Raw genomic sequence first — 17,712 nt, 5'->3', positions numbered from 1 at the left:
TTAAATATTTGATTCATACAACAAAGAGTTACGATCCGGATAATGGTATTCAACTTCTAACTGTTCTGCAGTTATTTGGTTGAAGCCTTTTTTTTCGTAAAAATGATGTGCTCTATCTCTACCTTCGGGTGAGTCCAGAATAATTTTTGTGTATCCATGTGCTTTAGCAAATTCCATAAATTTATCATAAAGCTTGTTTCCAATACGAATAGGGTCACCACGGTATTCAGGATAGCTGAACAATTTTTTTAAAACAGCAGTTTTTCCGATTAGAGGATAAAGTGCAATAGTTCCAACAACTCTATCATTATCTAAAGCAATCCAGAATTCGCCACCTCTAGCTTGATAAGAATTTTCAATGTCGAAAAGATCATATTCTTCCACCATTTTGATTTTTAGGTCAGCTTCTATGTTTTGACCGTAGTTTATTACATCTATTATGCCTGCTAGATGTTTTGGGTTTGTTTTGTAGGGTATGATTTCCAAGTTAAATTACCTCCATAAAAGTAAATAGTAATTATTTAATGACTGATTATAGGCTTAGTTAGTAGAAATTAGAACTAAATAATTGTATTTTCTCGAACACCTCATTTTAGAGTTCAAATATGATTTAATCTTTTTAGGAATAAATCAAATATGAACAATGGGATGCAAATGTGATGCATCGGAGAGGAAAACCGATATGAAAGTATATTTAGTTTCGCAAAATCAGACTTGGAAAATAGAAAGTAAAGGTGAATTCTTATGGTCACCCAAGCGTGCCAAAAATGGCAGTAAGAACGCTGGATATGAAGCCATGAGTAGAATTAAGAAAGGTGATATTGTTTTTAATGTCCATGACAGATTAGTTTATTCAATCAGTGAAGCTTTAAGCGATGCGTATTCATTTAATAAATCAGACTTGAATAATTTTGATGTTAACGATAACTGGGATCCAGATGGGTGGAGAGTTGACCTTAAGATGCACGAAGTCAATTTTTCTATTAAAGAGCATTTAGAATATTTTAAAAAGAACAATGGCTCGGCATTTACAAATAATGGAAAATTAAATCAAAAGTATTTGTCTGAACTTAATCCGGAACAAGTTGAGTATTTCTCCGAACACAGTTTGGAAATTCAAAGACTTATTTTAAAAATATCCATGAATCCTGTTTATGAAAATATTGAATCAAGGATTGATAGCACTGATTTTAATCTTGAAAATAAAAATTATGCTGAATTTAAATCCAGTAATAAAAGAGAAAATACATCCGAATCAGTTATTCGTGATACAAGTCGTGTAGATTACGAAACTATTTATTTTCAAAATCAACTAGTTGGCTCTTCAGGAGAAGAGGTCGTACTTGACTATTTAGTGAAGAAATATCCCGAAGCAAATGTTGAAGGTGTTTCACAAAACTTGGATTCTGAGAATGGCCGCGATGATCTTGGATATGATATATCAGTCATTTTCCCAAATGGTTTCAGATATTTAATTGATGTAAAAACATCCACTTCTGGTTCTGGAAGATTCTTTGTTTCTGAAAACGAAAGACAAGTTGCTGAAAAATGTTTGGAAAACAATAATCATGATTACTTTTTTTATCATGTATCGGAATTTGATAAGAATCTAAAACGAGGTAAACTATCTGTTGTTAAGATAAATGATATAATGTTGAAACCGATTAGTTATCAAGCTTCGTGTAAATAGCTGAGAATTGAAATACGCGTTCGATATATTTATTCATAATATTTTATAAATATACTTATAAAATTGTCCGAATCGTGATAACATTAAACAGGAAATTATTTAAATGTTGATTGTTATAAGGGGAATAAATATGTCACAAAAGGAACAAGTATTAGATGAAAGCAGCACTTTTGCTAGATATGCGAAGGCAATGAATGATAATATGGCGGAAAGCAGTAACGTTTTAAAAAAATTGGTTCCGTTAAATTACAAACTTGGAAAGTTTCGTGATAAGAATTATTTTGCTTCACGCATGGCAAAATATCATAATCACACATTTCGCCATAGACGTATGGCTATGATTGAAATGGCTATTGCAGCAATTGCATTATTTTACATATTGAGATTATATTCAATCCCGTTCTTGTTGTTATTTGGATATATCTTGCTTACAAGTACGAATATCGTACGAATCCCATTCATTGAACTTCGAGATGAAGATAAGACGAATGAGTATAAGACACTTGAACAACAGTTTCAAGAAACAGATGATCAGTTTGATGATTATTATGCTGATTATTCTGAATTTCAAGAAAATGCATTGATTACAGCTTTGATAATCGAGCCTGGAGATATTGGATTTCCAACCATCGAATCGCAAGGTGAATATGAACCAATTGGTGTGTCTCAACAATTAGCTTTTTATATTAGTAGATTCAAAGCAAATATTGTTGAAAGTATGTATCAAGCTGAAGACTTATTTAATAATCAACAACAGCTTGATGAACAAAAACAATCACATAGTCAAATGATTAACAGTATTAATGATCTTGTTGCAAGTTCAAAACAAACAGAGCAAGCAAGTAGAGTGGCCGCTGCCGCCGCAACCGCCGCCGCTGCTTCTTCAGCTGCAACAGCACGCAATACTCAGATTATTGCAAATAAGCCAACGCCTGTAATTCATACAAATACGACGACTACTCGTGTAATTCATACAAATAATTAATTTGATAAACTTTTTAAATTTTCATATCTCTTAATGGCCCAGACTCAATATCCACGAGTGCGGGCTTTTTGTGTGTTTTCAATGTTAAGCTGAAAATAAGCTCTATTGCTTGTAGGAGGTAACCAAATGAGAAAAATTGATATTGATAACTTTCATTTTAAGAATTTTAACGTTGAGGAGCTTGAGAAATATATGACTACTAAGCAGATTCCTGCTAAGACTACTTTGTTGTATGAAGGGGATGTTGCGGATAAAATTTTTCTTGTTGAAAAGGGTCTGCTTAGGCTTTGGAATAATGATGATGGCAAGGATATTACTTTCCAGTTTTTCTTTGAGGGACATTTTGTTTCGTCGTTTGAAAGCTTGTATACTGGTGAGCCTAGTAACTTTTCCATCGAGAGTTTGGAAGATTCTAATGTCAAAATTTTGGACAAGCGTACGTTTGATAAATTTATTAATCAATACGAAGAAGTTAGAGAAATGTTCACACAATTAATGTGTCATCGATTTATTGATTATACTCATTTCTTCCTGTCTAGAATTAAAGAGAATCCTCAAGACAGGTATGAAGAATTAATTGCTAAGCAACCAGAAATTTTGAAAAGAGTTCCACAATATTATATTGCTACATACCTTGGTATCACACCGGTTTCATTGAGTCGGATTCGAAACAAATTAAATAAAGTTGACTGATATTAACATATGTTAATGAGATGATTCGTGAACGAAATTATTATATTCATAAATCCAATACAGGAGGTATTTATTATGAATACATTAGTAGTTTACTGTCACCCATACGAAGGAAGTTTTTGTCACGCAATTTTAGAACACTTAGAAACAGGTGCTGATAAAGCAGGAAAGAATCTCGACGTCATTGATTTATACAAGGATCACTTCAATCCAGTTATGTCTGGACGTGATTTATTAGGATTCGTAAAGCATCAAGCTGTCGACGAACAAGCAATCGACTATGCCAACAGACTAAAAAAAGCCGACCATCTAGTGCTAGTATTCCCAATTTGGTGGGAATTAATGCCAGCAATGATGAAAGGCTTTATTGATAAAGTTATTTTTCCAGGACAAACATACGCATATAAATCAAACAGCGTAAGCATGAGAACCTTGTTGCCTAATTTGAAATCAACCACAGTTATAACAACTATGAATACACCCAAGATTATGTACAAGTTTACCTATGGAAATGCTATTAAGGAAGCTTTGATCAAGGGATCATTTAAGAAATCTGGATTTAAGAATGTTAAGTGGTTGAGCTTTAATATGGTTAAGATGAGATCTAATGAGACACGTGTTAAGTGGTTGGATCGGGCTGAGAGAGTTGTGGATTGAAATACAAAAGTCACGGATTGCTGATCCATGACCTTTTTTGACTCTTAAAGTTAGATAACTCTGTTTTACAATTTTCTAATTGGCACCTGAATCTTGTACTTCATAGATTTCTCCCCAAATGCTGAATTGAAAATCACTTCGCAAACATAATCACCTATAACTTTGAAATTGTGATCTTTGATGTAGCTAAACATTTGTTGTGCATAACTCAATTCTTCTTTTGTGTCACTGCCGTATAGGGTCAAATATGTGTTTTCAGGTATATCTTCTTGAGACTCACTCTTTGGATAATTGTTATCTACAAAGATAAAGATAGTATTTGAATGGAAATTCTCGTTTGCAAAATCATCTTTTTTAATGATTGTCCCCGCGTTTACAAAATATGAGAGAGGTAACTTGTTTTGCAACATGTGTAGTTTAAACTTCCGCAACATTATTTCATATCCAAAGTCTTCCTGATCAAAAAGGTCGATGTCCGTTTTGAGCGTATCAATTCGCCGACTTGGCAGATATTCCATTGTTATCTGCCCATCGGGTGGTAATGATTGTAACTTATTTAAATTAGATGCTAGGCGTTTGACTGTATGCATATGACGATTCAATTTTTCGATTTCACTCGACAATATATTTTCTTGCTTAAGCAGTGATTGATACATTGATTCAGGTGAATATTCGGAGAATTGTTTTTTTATTTGTTCCAATGTCATTCCACATACTTGCATTGTATGAATCAAATCCAACTGATCACACTGAGCAATTGTGTAATAGCGATATCCATTTTCTGGATCTTGATACGCTGGTGACAGTAATTGATTTTTGTCGTAAAGCCGTAATGCTTGAGTCGATACGTTATTGATAGCTGACATTTGTCCAATTGATAGATAATCTTTTTTCATTTTTATCCGAACCTTTAATATAGTATAAAGTTTATAAGGGATTATTAAACTTGTAATCTAATTGCAAACTTGAAATTTGACATACAATCCTGATACCACGCAAATATAGCTTTGTTAAAAAAGTCACTTTACTTTATACCAAATATAGACTGTATTCTTGTAAGTGTAAACAAGACATTATCGATTGATGGAGGAATTATCATGGATAGAAAAGTTAAAGTTGCTCAATATGGTTGTGGGAAGATGTCGAAATACTTAATCAGATACGTGACGGAACACGGTGGAGAGCTTGTTGCTGCGTTCGATTTTAATCCGGAAATAATTGGTAAATCTGTTAGTGATGTTCTGGGAATTGATTCTATTGATATCAAAATTAGTAGTGCGGAAGATGCAGATGCTGTGTTAAAGGATGTTCAACCCGATGTTTGCATTATTGCCACGCGATCCACAATGGAAGAACTGAAACCAGCTTTTGCCGTGTGCGCTAAGAATGGTGTTAATGCTATCAGCACTTGTGAGGAATCCCTCTACCCTTGGAATTCGTCATATGAAATTACTAAAGAATTAGATGACTTGGCAAAAGAGAACAACTGCACATTGGCTGGTAGTGGCTATCCTGATATGTATTGGGGAAGCTTAATTACCACCCTCGCTGGTTCATTGAATAGAATTGATGCTATTAAAGGTATTAGCAGTTATAACGTTGAGGATTATGGAATTGCTTTGGCTGAAGGACATGGTGCAGGTATATCAGTATCTGATTTTGAAAAGAAAATTGGTAAGTACAATAATCTGAATTATCAAGAAACGGTTGCTGCGATTAAAGACGGTAAAGTTACTCCTTCCTATATGTGGAACCAAAACGGCTGGTTATGTAATAAATTGAATTTACACATTGTGTCTCAAACGCAGAAGTGTGAGCCAATTGTAAAAAAAGAAGATATTCACTCAGACACATTGAATATGACAATTAATGCTGGAGATGCTGTGGGTATGGCAGCAATTGTCACGACAACTACTGAAGAAGGAATCACCTTTGAAACTCAATGTCAGGGCTATGTTTATGCAGCAGATGACTTTGACAGAAATGATTGGACATTTGAAGGAGAACCAACTACTTCAATTTCCGTTGATCGCCCAGCTACAGTTGAGTTGACTTGTGCTACATTGGTCAATAGAATTCCTATGTTGATTGATGAGAAACCAGGTTATATCACCACTGAAAAAATGCCTAATAACTATTATCTAACTAAACCTATGAATGAATATGTTGGAATTGATGAAATGGATTATTCGAAATAAATTATTGATGAATGCAAGCTGGTTTTACCGGCTTGTATTTTTTTTGACCGATGAAATCATTATTCTGATTTTTGCGTAATTTATTTAAGACGTTATCGATATCGGCATAATAACTATTACGGTGAAAGTTGGATAATATGCGACTAAAAGTATTTCATGGAACAGACCTTATTGCAGCTGAAAAAATACTTAAAGATAAATAGTTCATATTGCACCCTCGACTAGATCACTGGCTTGGAAATGGAATCTATTTTTTCGTTAATGATAATTCATCCGCACAATGGTGGGCAAGACAGCATTGTAAAAGAATACGAGGAAGCACACCTATTGTATTGAAGTGTTATGTGGAAGTAGATGATGACAAAGTATTAGATTTGGATACTGAGAGGGGCTACAATTTGATGTCACAATTTTATTCTCACGTTCTTGATGAAACCGGTGAACTGACTTTTTCGAAGCGTGAAGATGAATATTTGGAGACAATTTTAAACAAGAGAAAACAAAATGAGGCTTCAGAAGCAATGTATAAAACAAAGATAATGAATTTGATTCAAAAACATTTTGACTATCAATGTGTCGTTCAAGTGTTTGACTCACATCAACCTGGAAATTTAGAATTGTTGGGTATTCAAAAGAAACATAAGCAAATATGCGTGATTGATCAAGATATCATTGACTTCGAAACTCTTGAGATGTTAGGCTTCGATTACGATAGACAATAAGGAGACATAAAAATGCTAACAAGAGAAGAACTTATAGAGGCGGCGAAAAAAGCAAACGTAAAAATTAGTTTTGGTCACCCTGATGTCGACGGTAAACATTGGAATGTAGTTGATGAATCTGGTAAGCCGTATGCCAATGTTATCCTACCAACTTGGGAAGAAAAACAGAATGGTGATGAAGGTTCAGTTGAATTTTACAAAGACTATGTAAAGAACAAGAAACTAGAAAAAGATTAATATTCAAAAAGTCACAGGATTTTGAGTTCTGTGGCTTTTATTTTGAATATAGTTTATAACGCTAATTTATCCGGCATACTTTAAATTTCATTTCCAGAAAGTTTAAAAGGAGGATTTCCACATGGACAAAAGGGAACAATTACAGGACATCGTCAAGAAAGCAAATATTAAATCCAGATTTGGTGTACGTGCTGTTAAAGAAAAACGCAATAATGTAGTCGATAGTGACGGGAATCCTTTAGGATATGCAACCATACCTTCATGGTCTGAAAGAGACAAGCCAGAAAAGTTGCCACCAATTTGGGATAAAGATGATGAAATTAGTCAAAAAGAGGATAAATAAAAACATTGGAAAAATTCAGAATGCTAACAAAAGAAGAACTTATGGAAGCAGCGAAAGAAGCAAATGTAGATTTACGATTCGATCTTCCTGATGTCGATGGTAAACACTGGAATGTTGTTGATGAAAACGGAAAGCCTTTTGCTAATGTTATCCTCCCCACTTGGGAGGAAAAACAAAATGGTAATGAAGGCTCGGTTGAATTTTACGAAGACTATGTTAAAAATAAAAAGCTAGAAAAAAGGGACTCAGATGACGGAAGAAAATAATTTCGATGATTCGAGCACAGATAACAAGAATGATAAAATTCTGAATTCTTCAAAAGATGATGAAAAAAAGTGGAACTTTTTGGATTCAAAAGGTAGACCGTATGCTAATGTGGTGTTCCCAACATGGGAAGAAAAGCAAAGAGGCGTACAAACAAAAGTTGAATTCTACGACGATAAATTAAACTGATTGTTAACACTCAAAAAGGCACAGAACTCCATGTTCTGTGCCTTTAACTATACCTATTGATTAGTAACGATAACCTGTCCAACATTACGTGGTGATTCCATTACATACTTATGGGCTTCCTGAATATCGGATAATTTAAATACTTTGGCGATTGGTATTTGTAAATCATTAGCGTTGATAATTCTGAACATTTCTTCGACCATATCGGGATTAACTTCGGTCGAATCGTAGAATGTCAGATATTTGTTGCTCAAGTATTCGAATGGATCAAAATTGTTGATCTTCCATTCTCCCGTGACCATTCCCAGGGATGTACATGTTTTGTGGAGCTTCAAGTGGCTGAGGGTATTCTCTAGGACGGGTGCGCCAATCATGTCAATAATTCCGTCGTATTCTTGATCGGTTTCGAGCACGCCATTAGTATCGAGAATTGCTTCATCAGCAGCGACCTTTTTAATCATTGCCAAATTTGTCTCGTGGCGGGTTGTTCCGGTGACTTTTAGTCCGAGCGACTTTGCGAGCTCAATAGCTGCCATGCCGACTCCGGTCGTTCCACCTCTAACTAGCAAGTGGTCTCCTTGCTGCAAGTGTGTCGCTTTAAGAGCGCCGAATGCTGTGTAAAAAGTTTCTGGGAGGGATGCCAAAATTTCCCAGGCACCATAATATTCGACCGGATATAATTGATTATTGGGAACCAATGCATATTCTTCGTAGCTGCCATCAAATTCGCGTCCAAATCCGCCCATTAATGTAACAACCTTTTGTCCCACTTCCAAGTCGCTATCTTCAGTAGTTTCGAACACTTCGCCGACAGCCTCGACACCGATGACACGCGGAAATTTGACCGATGGCGAACCACCTTGCCTAGTCAAAACTTCATATCTGTGTACTGGAAAAGCGTAGATTTTCATGACCGATTCATACTTGTTGGCCTTGGGAATTGGGCGCTCCTCAATCTCCAGCGCCTCAGGTCCACCGGCCTTGTTAACAACAACTGCTCTCATAATTGACACTCCCTTCGATACTTTTATTGTACCGTTTTTTATGAATAAAATTGTTTTTCGAAGGCAAATCAAGACTAGTTATTTGGGTAAAATTCAATTTGTTGAATATAATTGTCAGCGCCTTATAATCAAGTTGTGATAGGACGTGGAAAAGTCTTATCATGCGACATGATTTAAATCTTTTTTATTAGTGAGCAGTACATACTTCTGTTTTGAGCAGAAGCGGGCATTCTCTTTGGAGAATGCCTTTTTGTTTGTCTTAGATTTGGTTATTAGATGGATCCCCAACTAGATAGTAGAGACTAATATTATCTAATGAATGGATTTATAGAAATATTATTTTTTGTCAGAATCTCTAAATATTTTTTGAAAATATGTATATAGGAAGAAAGAAGACTGTTAGTTTGCTACGTTATAAAATTTCTTGTTAGTTTGCGAATTGTTGTATGTGAAAAAACTAATACAATTTTCGAGTCCAATCCTGTTGGTTGGGTTTTTTGAATGTTTTCAATAGGACGTTGAATTCACAGAACCATAAGAAAATCGGTATACATCATTAAGGTTACATAAAATATAATTCATAAATACATCATGTTAGATTATTCACGTTTATATCAAAACAGAATGGAAGTCTGTGTTAAATGGGCTTAAATTTAATGAGCAATGAAACACCCAATTCTAAAGCTTTTAACAATATATACATTTACGGAGGGATTCAGTGAAGCCTGAACAAACTATTAGTATGCTCCAAATTATCAGCATACTGCGCAAACATATCAAAGCTATCCTCGGAACAACGATCATCGTAGGGTTAATGTCTGCGTTCGCAACCTTTTATTTCATGACACCCATGTATAGCGCCACGACTGAAATTTTAGTTAACAGAAAACTTTCAGCACAGATGCAAGGAGCCCAATTTCAACAGGTGCAAGCTGATGTGCAAATGATTAGCACATACAAGGACATCATAAACAGTCCGACTGTGTTGAAAGATGTTAATCGAGAAATTAGAAATTATCCAGGATATCCAGGATCGATGATTAAATTAAAAAAATCAATTTCAATTAGTACATTAAAAAATTCACAAGTATTTTCAATTAAAGCGGTTTCAACTGATCCAAGAACTGCCTCAGAAACCGCAAATTTAACAGCCGATATTTTTAAACATAAAATCGGAAAGATTATGAGTATTAATAATGTTTCAATAGTTTCTCGAGCAGAATCAAATCCGAAGCCCGTTAGTCCACGGAAGGCCATTAATATTACTCTCGGTTTAATATTGGGTGCCATGTTGGGAGTTGCGATTGCTTTTATCAAGGAATTAACCGATAGGACAGTCGATTCGGCCACATTCATTACAGATGAATTGAAATCAATAAATCTTGGTATTATTTCTGAAATCAGTCAAAAGGAAATTGAACGAATTTCTAAAAATAAAAAAATAACCAAGCAGATTAATCGTAATAAAGATTCTGCTGTTAGGAGGGTATAGGATGTTTGGTAATTTTCGAAAAAATAAAAGAAAAAAATTAAACGATTATAGTCTTACTCACGGAGTTGGATTAATTACCCATGATTCCCCTACAAGTATGATTTCTGAACAATTTAATACCATTAGAACTAATATCCAGTTTTCGTCTGTTGATGAAGAGTTAACTTCAATTTTATTCACATCATCGGCACCTTCTGAAGGGAAATCGACTGTTAGTAATAACGTTGCAGTAAGTTGGGCCAAACAAGGTGAGAGAGTAATCTTGATTGATGCCGATTTACGTCGACCAACTATTCACAAAACCTTTAATGTGAGTAACCAAACTGGCTTATCAAATTATTTATTTGGAAGTGCAGACTTTGAAGATATTATCCAAAAGACTATGATTCCAAACCTTTTTATTATCACAAGTGGTCCGATTCCACCCAATCCGTCTGAACTTCTTGGAAGTAAACGAATTCCACAATTGTTATCTGATTTAAAAGAAAATTTTTCGTTGACTATTTTTGATGCTCCACCAGTAAATTTAGTGACTGATGCACAAATATTGGCTTCCAAAGTTGATGGTGTGATTTTGGTTATTCCTCAAGGTATCGCTGATAAAGCACAAGTGATTAATGCAAAAAAATCATTACTTACTGTTCGAGCAAGAATTTTGGGTGGAATTATGAACAGATCAAAATGTGATAATGCGGATGGCTATTACGGCGGATACTACGGTATTGAAAAATGACGTTAGTTGACCTTCACTGTCACATGTTACCGAATGTGGATGATGGATCACCAGATTTTTCAAGTAGCATTGAACTTGCAAAATCGTCTGTGAACGATGGAATTAGTCATATTTTGTTGACGCCACATCACATGGATAGCCAATACAAAAATCCTAAAATAATGGTTTTGGAGAAGGTTAGAAATTTTCAAAGTTGCTTGGATGAGGCTGGAATTCCGATTACTGTTTTTCCGGGTCAAGAAGTTCATTTGACGGGTGCATTAATAAGCGCAATTGAAAAAGATGATGTCATTTTTATGGATGCTAATAATAAATATTTATTGCTGGAATTTCCTCACTCAGATATACCTGCATATACATCAAATGTGATTTTTGAGTTATTAAGTCGTGGAATTGTTCCGGTAATTGCACATCCTGAGAGGAATAGAGAGGTTCAGAAAAATCCTCGAAAACTGCATGAATTAATTTCACAGGGATGTCTTTCACAAATCACTGCGAGTAGTTATCTTGGAGTATTTGGGGAAAAAGTTCAGGAGACGTCACAAAAAATTATTGAATCGAATTTAGCACATGTTATATCTTCCGATGCACATGTTTTAACAGGACGTCAATTCAGAATGGCGGATGCTTTTGAAAAGTTGTCGAACTTTGATAATCAAATCTCTCAGAACTTTATGGACAACGCTAAAAGTATTCTTAATGGCGAAGTGGTAGTATCCGACAGTCCTATATGTATTGAACCAATCACGAAAAAGAAATTCTTTTTCTTTTAAAACATTAAATTACATTCAAGGAAAAATTATGGAATATTTTGAAACTAAAGGGAAAACAATCTTAGTAAAACATTCAACAGGTTATTTGATTGCTAAAAGGATTTTGGATATTATCGTTTCTCTGTTTGCTCTAATTATGGTTAGTCCAATTTTTATTATTATTTGGATGTTAAACATTATTTGTAAATCCCACAGAGGGCCATTGCTATATAGGCAAGTACGAATTGGGCTAAATGGAAAGAAATTTGAGATTTATAAATTTCGGTCAATGATTAGTAATGCTGAGGAACATTTGCTTAAAGATAAAGAACTATATGAGGAGTATGTAGCGAATAACTACAAACTTACACCTGATAGGGATCCTAGAATCACCAAAGTTGGTAGTTTCTTGAGACGTACATCAATTGATGAAATACCTCAATTTTTGAACGTATTGCGGGGAAACATGAGCTTGGTGGGTCCAAGACCAGTAGTTGAAGAGGAATTATGCGAATACAATGTGGAAAAGCTTTTGGCAGTAAAGCCCGGAGCAATGGGTCTTTGGCAAGCCTCAGGTCGAAGCCAAGTTGGTTATCCAGAACGTGCTGAAATTGAGATGTCATATATAGATAGAGCAAGCTTCTGGTTTGATATCAAGATTATCTTTATGAACTTTTTCCATATTTTTAAAGGGAGCGGCGCGTATTGAAAAATGTAAAAATTCTTGTTGCAACACATAAGGAGAGCAAAATGCCAGATGATGACAAATTATATCATCCAATATTAGTTGGATCATATAAGAATTATCAAAACGGCATGAGTTATCTTCGCGACGATGCAGGAATTAATATTTCTAAAAAGAACCCTAATTATAATGAATTAACAGCCATTTATTGGGCATGGAAGAACATTCAAGATGCTGATGCTATAGGATTGGTTCACTACCGAAGATTCTTTGGTAAAGATGAAGATGATTTATTGAATCAAGACTTGATTGATGAAAAGTTATCTAAGCATGATGTGATATTACCGACTGAAAGAAAGTATTACGTTGAAACTAATTATTCTCACTACGTTCATGCTCATCACGAAGAACCATTATTGTTAACTCGACGAATAATTGAAAAACATCATAATGATTATTTATCAGCTTTTGACCAGGCTATGAATAAGCGTAGTGCTCATATGTTCAACATGTTTGTAATGAAACAAAATCAATTCTCAACGTATTGCGAATGGCTTTTCTCAATTCTTGAAAAGCTAGAAGAAAACATTTATGTAGAAGAATATTCGGAACAAGAAGCCAGAGTTTTTGGATATATTGCTGAAATCTTGATGGATGTTTGGATTGATAAAAATGACATCAATTATTGTGAACATGATTGGATTCAAATAGGTGGCGAGAAGAAGATTTCCAAAGTGGTACATTTTCTGTTGAGAAAATTCGGTTTGAGCAAGAAAACCCATTTTTAGGAGTGAAAAAAATATATGGAAAACCCATTAATTTCGGTGATAATTCCTGCGTACAATGCAGAAGAAACAATAGAAAAATGCATTTTGTCTTTATTAGAACAAGATTATTCCAATTTTGAAATAGTTGTGATAAACGATGAATCTACAGATCAGACAAATAGCATTGTACAAAGTATGCTGAACAAACACGATTGCATTCGGATGTATGAAATTCCTCATTCTGGACTTGCTCAAGTTCGAAATGTTGGAATTAAATCTTCTAAGGGTCAATTCATATCATTTGTAGATGCTGACGATGTCGTTAAAAGTGACTACTTGAGTTATTTAATGAATCTCCTTATTACATTTAATACCGATATTTCGAGTTGTCAGCATTCAGTAATCAAAATTAATGGGGATATTCACTCAAATGAACTTGCTGGTTTTTCGAGAATTTATAATTCTCATGATTGGTTTCAAAAAATGCTTGTGAGAGATCATTTGGATCAAACCTGTTGGGCAAAATTATATAAAAAATCAATTTTTGATGGTATTGAATTTCCTCCAGGAAAATTATTTGAAGATTCTGCGACAATCTATAAAACAATAATGAAATCTGAGTCAATTGCCGTTGGATCCGAATCAAAATATGACTATATTTTGAGGAATAATTCAATAACTACTTCAAGTTTTAATTATGGAAAATTAGATTTGATTTCAGCAACTGAATCAATGACAGAAGAAATTATAAGGAAATATCCTGATTTGTATCCTGAAGCAATGTTACGACTGAGTTGGTCTCATACCAGTGTGCTAAACAATATACTTTTAAGTGGTAATGATAAGGAATGTAATCTACTAGTTAATAAATTAAGAGAACAGATTTTAGCACATCAAAAATTCATCAATAGTGATTTAAATCCAGATAGACGATTAAAGTTAGCTTGTTTTGCATTAAAATTTGGAACCAAATTTTATAAGAACTGTTTGAAAATGATGGTTTTGAAAGAACAATCTGGTAGATAGCTTTTGTCCCCACTGTTTTAGAGAAAGTAGTTAACGAAAAACTATATCTTATGTTGGAAAATTTTAGTCTAGTAAGAAAATGATTTTTAGGAGAAAAATTATCTATGATGGATTCATTGATTTCAGTAATAATACCTTCATTTAATGTGGAAGAAACAATCAAAAGATGTATTTTATCTTTGATTGAACAGGATTATTCAAACATTGAAATACTAGTAATTGATGACGGATCAACAGATTCAACTAATGCCATCGTCAAAGAATTATCAAGTAAGTATAGTTTTATTAAATTGTATGAGCTTCCGCATAATGGTGTTGCTCATGTTAGAAATATTGGTATTGAAGTGGCATCGGGTGACTTTATATCATTTATTGATGCAGATGATACAGTTGATTTTGATTACTTAAGTTATTTGATGGATCAACTTGTGACGTTTAAAACTGATATCTCAAGTTGTCAGCATTCCGTTGTGAAAAGAAATGGAAAAACACAATCATATGAAATTAATGATATTTCAAAGATATATAGTTCTAGAGATTGGCTTAAGAAAATGTTGGTTAGGGACCATTTAGATCTTACTTGTTGTGCAAAGTTGTATAAAAAATCCATTTTTGATGGAATACGTTTTCCAGAAGGTAAATTATTTGAAGATTCTTCTACAATTTACAAAACAATAATGGAGTCCGAGGCAATAGCTGTAGGTTCGAAATCTAAATATAACTATATTTTAAGAAATAGTTCGATTACTACATCTGGATTTAACAATGGAAAATTTGATTTAATTTTCGCGACAGACTCAATGGTGGATGGGATCACTCAAAAATTCCCAGAATTGTATTCAGAAGCAATACTTAGGATGAGCTGGTGTTATGTCAGTGTATTGAATAGTTTACTTTTAAGTAATAATGCTCGGGAATTTAATAGGGAAATAACAATATTACAAAAAGGAATTACTAGTAATAGAGAACTAATAAATTCCGATTTGAATATGGATAAGAGATTAAAAGCAACGACATATGCTCTAAGATTTGGAATTAGTTTTTATAGAGATTGTTTAAAATTGAACTCTCTTAAAGAGGCTTTCTTTTGAGAATGATGATTAAAAAAATAAAGGGGAAATAGCTTGATTTACATTGGAATATTAATCATTATAGTTTCCCCATTTGTTATTCGCTGGGGCACCTCGGGATTAGGAGGAAATGTACCGTCAATTGGCGGAATGGCAACACAGAATAAACTGTTCTTAACATTTGCTTTCTTAATATTGCTAATTTTGGGATCGATTAGATATGACGTCGGAATTGATTATTTAAATTATACAGACGAACAGTTCCCAATGGTTTTATCAGGAATTCCATTTAGAATTAGTTATTTCTCAAAGAAGATTGTCGAAATCGGATACTTCTTTGGTCATGGTTTTATAGAGCATCCTTATCAACTAATTTTTGCAATCTATATGTTTTTAATTTTGATTTTCTTGTTTCTATGGATCAAGGAACAATCCATATGCGTTGGATTTAGCGTTTACTTAGTAATTGCAACTTCTTACTATTCATACTCATTTAATGCAATGAGACAATGTATTGCCATTTCAATAATGCTATATGCAACTAAATTCATAAGAGATAAAAAAATGTTCAAGTACTTCCTCTTTTTGTTGATGGCTTGCCTGTTTCATATGAGCGTGATTATTTATGGAATTTTTTATTTTCTTGCTCTTATAAAACCTCGATTATTAGTTATTGTTGGACTTCAAATAGGACTACTTTTTATATATCCGTTTGGTCGAGACATACTTCTTTTCTTGATTGAAAAAACTGGAGTTTACGAGAGTTATATTGGATCTCAGTTTGATCAGGGGGATGTTAATACATCACTTGTACTTTTGATTTTTATTATCTGCATAGTTGTATTGATTTCGTATTATTTTCTAATTGATATGAAATCAAGGGAAAAAATTACATATTTGCTTTGGTTTGACATATTCTTAGTAATGTTACTTCCAATTGCTGATATATTCCCAACAGTTACAAGGACCCTATACATGTTTTTTCCAATTAATATTGTATTGGTTCCCAATGTATTGTCTAGAATCACTAATAAATATATTAGATTAACTATGTATTTAGTTGTTGCCATCTCGGCTATTCTATTTTTTTGCTATTTCTTATTTGTCAGGAATGGCTATCAGACATTGCCGTATCAGACAGTATTTGATTCAAAATTTTAATGGAGAATATAATTCTTGAAAAAAATAAATAATCTGGAACGTATCGATTTCGTCGTCACTTGGGTGAATGGGAATGACGAAAGATGGATAAGTAAAAAGGGAAAATACTTAAAGCAAATTCGACCAGTTCAATCAATGAACTCTAACAGCAGATATCGAGATTTTGATATCTTTCAATATTGGTTTAAGGGTGTAGAAAGATATGCATCTTGGGTTAACAAAATTTATTTAATAACTGATGAGCAGGTACCTCATTGGTTATCGAATATGAATAATGAAAAGATTATTTGTTTGAACCACGAAGATTTCATTCCAAAAGAATATCTTCCAACATTTAATTCAAATGTTATCGAATTAAATCTTCACAGAATTGAAGAATTATCTGATCGTTTTGTCTTATTCAATGATGACATGTTTATTAATGACTTTGTGCAACCAACTGATTTCTTTAAGGATGGTAAACCTGTTGATTTGTATGCTGAAAGTCCAATTATTTCAACGTCAGGCAGTGTTGCAAATACGATGGTAAATAATATGGAAGTAATTAACCAGAATTTTTCAAAAAAAGAATTCTATACTAATAACTTTCGGAAGATCTTTAACTTGAGATTAGGTTCTAAACTTTTTCGAACATTAGCATTGCTTCCTTCGAAAAATTTCAGTGGGATGTGGAATAATCATTTACCAGTTCCGTATTGCAAAGATATATTCACAAAGATTTGGAATGTGATTCCAGAAGAATTAAATCAAAGTTGTTTACATAAGTTTAGAACAAAGTCTGATTATAGCCATTGGCTGATGAGGTATTGGCAATTAGCATCCGGAAATTTCGAATTACAAAAAAACAATTTTGGACAAGTTTATGAGTTAGGAACAGTTTCGAATGAGTCAGTCAAAGATGAGATTATTCAAGGTCGCCATAAAACAATTTGTCTAAACGATAATGATAATGTGAAAGATTTTGACGAATTGCAAAAAGTTTTGCGTGAATCGTTTGAATCAAAATATATAATCCCCAAATTATTCTGAAATAGAAATGGAAAA

General features: G+C 33.6%; 22 protein-coding genes. 19 read left to right on the top strand and 3 right to left on the bottom strand.

Annotated features, from left to right (window positions below; genetic code table 11):
- On the bottom strand, positions 1–486 hold the full coding sequence (locus tag ABM34_RS07585; protein ID WP_048704714.1) for a GNAT family N-acetyltransferase: 486 nt from the start codon (positions 484–486) through the stop codon (positions 1–3).
- 196 nt (positions 487–682) lie between these two features.
- Here ABM34_RS07585 and ABM34_RS07580 point away from each other — a divergent pair, with 196 nt between their 5' ends.
- The 4 genes from ABM34_RS07580 to ABM34_RS07565 all read left to right on the top strand — a co-directional run bounded on the left by ABM34_RS07580 (position 683) and on the right by ABM34_RS07565 (position 4,025).
- A complete protein-coding gene (locus tag ABM34_RS07580; RefSeq protein WP_048704712.1) occupies positions 683–1,690 on the top strand; it encodes a protein NO VEIN domain-containing protein in 1,008 nt (335 codons plus the stop codon).
- Between the two features lie 130 nt (positions 1,691–1,820).
- Positions 1,821–2,675, top strand: a complete 855-nt coding sequence (locus tag ABM34_RS07575) for a hypothetical protein (RefSeq protein ID WP_048704711.1) — start codon at positions 1,821–1,823, stop codon at positions 2,673–2,675.
- Between the two features lie 126 nt (positions 2,676–2,801).
- Positions 2,802–3,368, top strand: a complete 567-nt coding sequence (locus ABM34_RS07570) for a Crp/Fnr family transcriptional regulator (protein WP_053084456.1) — start codon at positions 2,802–2,804, stop codon at positions 3,366–3,368.
- 75 nt (positions 3,369–3,443) lie between these two features.
- Positions 3,444–4,025 (top strand): NAD(P)H-dependent oxidoreductase, encoded by a 582-nt coding sequence (locus tag ABM34_RS07565; protein ID WP_048704709.1) that lies wholly within the window; start codon positions 3,444–3,446, stop codon positions 4,023–4,025.
- A 65-nt stretch (positions 4,026–4,090) separates the two neighbouring features.
- Here the strand turns inward: ABM34_RS07565 and ABM34_RS07560 are convergent, their stop codons facing one another.
- Positions 4,091–4,921: a MerR family transcriptional regulator gene (locus tag ABM34_RS07560; RefSeq protein WP_048704708.1), complete on the bottom strand. Its 831-nt coding sequence runs from the start codon at positions 4,919–4,921 to the stop codon at positions 4,091–4,093.
- A 201-nt stretch (positions 4,922–5,122) separates the two neighbouring features.
- Here ABM34_RS07560 and ABM34_RS07555 point away from each other — a divergent pair, with 201 nt between their 5' ends.
- The 6 genes from ABM34_RS07555 to ABM34_RS07530 all read left to right on the top strand — a co-directional run bounded on the left by ABM34_RS07555 (position 5,123) and on the right by ABM34_RS07530 (position 7,978).
- Entirely contained in the window at positions 5,123–6,223 is a 1,101-nt protein-coding gene (locus ABM34_RS07555) for an NAD(P)H-dependent amine dehydrogenase family protein (RefSeq protein WP_048704706.1), read from the top strand.
- 344 nt (positions 6,224–6,567) lie between these two features.
- Positions 6,568–6,945, top strand: a complete 378-nt coding sequence (locus ABM34_RS07550) for a hypothetical protein (RefSeq protein WP_048704705.1) — start codon at positions 6,568–6,570, stop codon at positions 6,943–6,945.
- A gap of 12 nt (positions 6,946–6,957) precedes the next feature.
- The gene (locus ABM34_RS07545; RefSeq protein ID WP_048704704.1) at positions 6,958–7,182 is read left to right on the top strand and encodes a hypothetical protein; all 225 of its coding nucleotides are present in this window, start codon (positions 6,958–6,960) and stop codon (positions 7,180–7,182) included.
- 121 nt (positions 7,183–7,303) lie between these two features.
- Positions 7,304–7,525 (top strand): hypothetical protein, encoded by a 222-nt coding sequence (locus ABM34_RS07540; RefSeq protein ID WP_048704703.1) that lies wholly within the window; start codon positions 7,304–7,306, stop codon positions 7,523–7,525.
- 20 nt (positions 7,526–7,545) lie between these two features.
- Complete coding sequence (locus tag ABM34_RS07535) at positions 7,546–7,791, top strand: hypothetical protein (RefSeq protein ID WP_157023252.1); 246 nt, start codon at positions 7,546–7,548, stop codon at positions 7,789–7,791.
- Entirely contained in the window at positions 7,775–7,978 is a 204-nt protein-coding gene (locus ABM34_RS07530; RefSeq protein WP_048704701.1) for a hypothetical protein, read from the top strand. Before ABM34_RS07535 ends, ABM34_RS07530 begins: the two co-directional genes overlap by 17 nt.
- 53 nt (positions 7,979–8,031) lie before the next feature.
- On the opposite strand, the gene ABM34_RS07525 is transcribed toward ABM34_RS07530, so the two are convergent.
- The gene (locus ABM34_RS07525; protein WP_048704700.1) at positions 8,032–8,982 is read right to left on the bottom strand and encodes a zinc-binding dehydrogenase; all 951 of its coding nucleotides are present in this window, start codon (positions 8,980–8,982) and stop codon (positions 8,032–8,034) included.
- A 718-nt stretch (positions 8,983–9,700) separates the two neighbouring features.
- Here ABM34_RS07525 and ABM34_RS07520 point away from each other — a divergent pair.
- The 9 genes from ABM34_RS07520 (at position 9,701) to ABM34_RS07480 (ending at position 17,697) form a co-directional block, all read left to right on the top strand.
- Positions 9,701–10,474 (top strand): YveK family protein, encoded by a 774-nt coding sequence (locus ABM34_RS07520; RefSeq protein WP_157023250.1) that lies wholly within the window; start codon positions 9,701–9,703, stop codon positions 10,472–10,474.
- A 1-nt stretch (position 10,475) separates the two neighbouring features.
- Positions 10,476–11,207, top strand: coding sequence for a CpsD/CapB family tyrosine-protein kinase (locus ABM34_RS07515; RefSeq protein ID WP_048704698.1), 732 nt, complete (start codon positions 10,476–10,478; stop codon positions 11,205–11,207).
- Complete coding sequence (locus ABM34_RS07510; protein ID WP_048704697.1) at positions 11,204–11,980, top strand: tyrosine-protein phosphatase; 777 nt, start codon at positions 11,204–11,206, stop codon at positions 11,978–11,980. Before ABM34_RS07515 ends, ABM34_RS07510 begins: the two co-directional genes overlap by 4 nt.
- A gap of 28 nt (positions 11,981–12,008) precedes the next feature.
- The gene (locus ABM34_RS07505; protein ID WP_048704695.1) at positions 12,009–12,668 is read left to right on the top strand and encodes a sugar transferase; all 660 of its coding nucleotides are present in this window, start codon (positions 12,009–12,011) and stop codon (positions 12,666–12,668) included.
- Positions 12,665–13,432, top strand: a complete 768-nt coding sequence (locus tag ABM34_RS07500; RefSeq protein ID WP_417924659.1) for a DUF4422 domain-containing protein — start codon at positions 12,665–12,667, stop codon at positions 13,430–13,432. The genes ABM34_RS07505 and ABM34_RS07500 overlap by 4 nt, the downstream gene beginning before the upstream one ends.
- A gap of 15 nt (positions 13,433–13,447) precedes the next feature.
- Entirely contained in the window at positions 13,448–14,437 is a 990-nt protein-coding gene (locus tag ABM34_RS07495) for a glycosyltransferase family 2 protein (RefSeq protein WP_048704693.1), read from the top strand.
- 104 nt (positions 14,438–14,541) lie between these two features.
- A complete protein-coding gene (locus ABM34_RS07490) occupies positions 14,542–15,528 on the top strand; it encodes a glycosyltransferase family 2 protein (protein ID WP_048704691.1) in 987 nt (328 codons plus the stop codon).
- A 33-nt stretch (positions 15,529–15,561) separates the two neighbouring features.
- A complete protein-coding gene (locus ABM34_RS07485; protein ID WP_048704689.1) occupies positions 15,562–16,668 on the top strand; it encodes an EpsG family protein in 1,107 nt (368 codons plus the stop codon).
- 15 nt (positions 16,669–16,683) lie between these two features.
- On the top strand, positions 16,684–17,697 hold the full coding sequence (locus tag ABM34_RS07480; protein WP_048704688.1) for a stealth family protein: 1,014 nt from the start codon (positions 16,684–16,686) through the stop codon (positions 17,695–17,697).
- Positions 17,698–17,712: the final 15 nt, after the last annotated feature.

This window comes from Companilactobacillus ginsenosidimutans, assembly GCF_001050475.1.
GTDB classification, from domain to species: Bacteria; Bacillota; Bacilli; order Lactobacillales; family Lactobacillaceae; genus Companilactobacillus; species Companilactobacillus ginsenosidimutans.
Note: the sequence above shows the minus strand (reverse complement) of the source record. Positions and strands in the feature narration are given on the sequence as shown.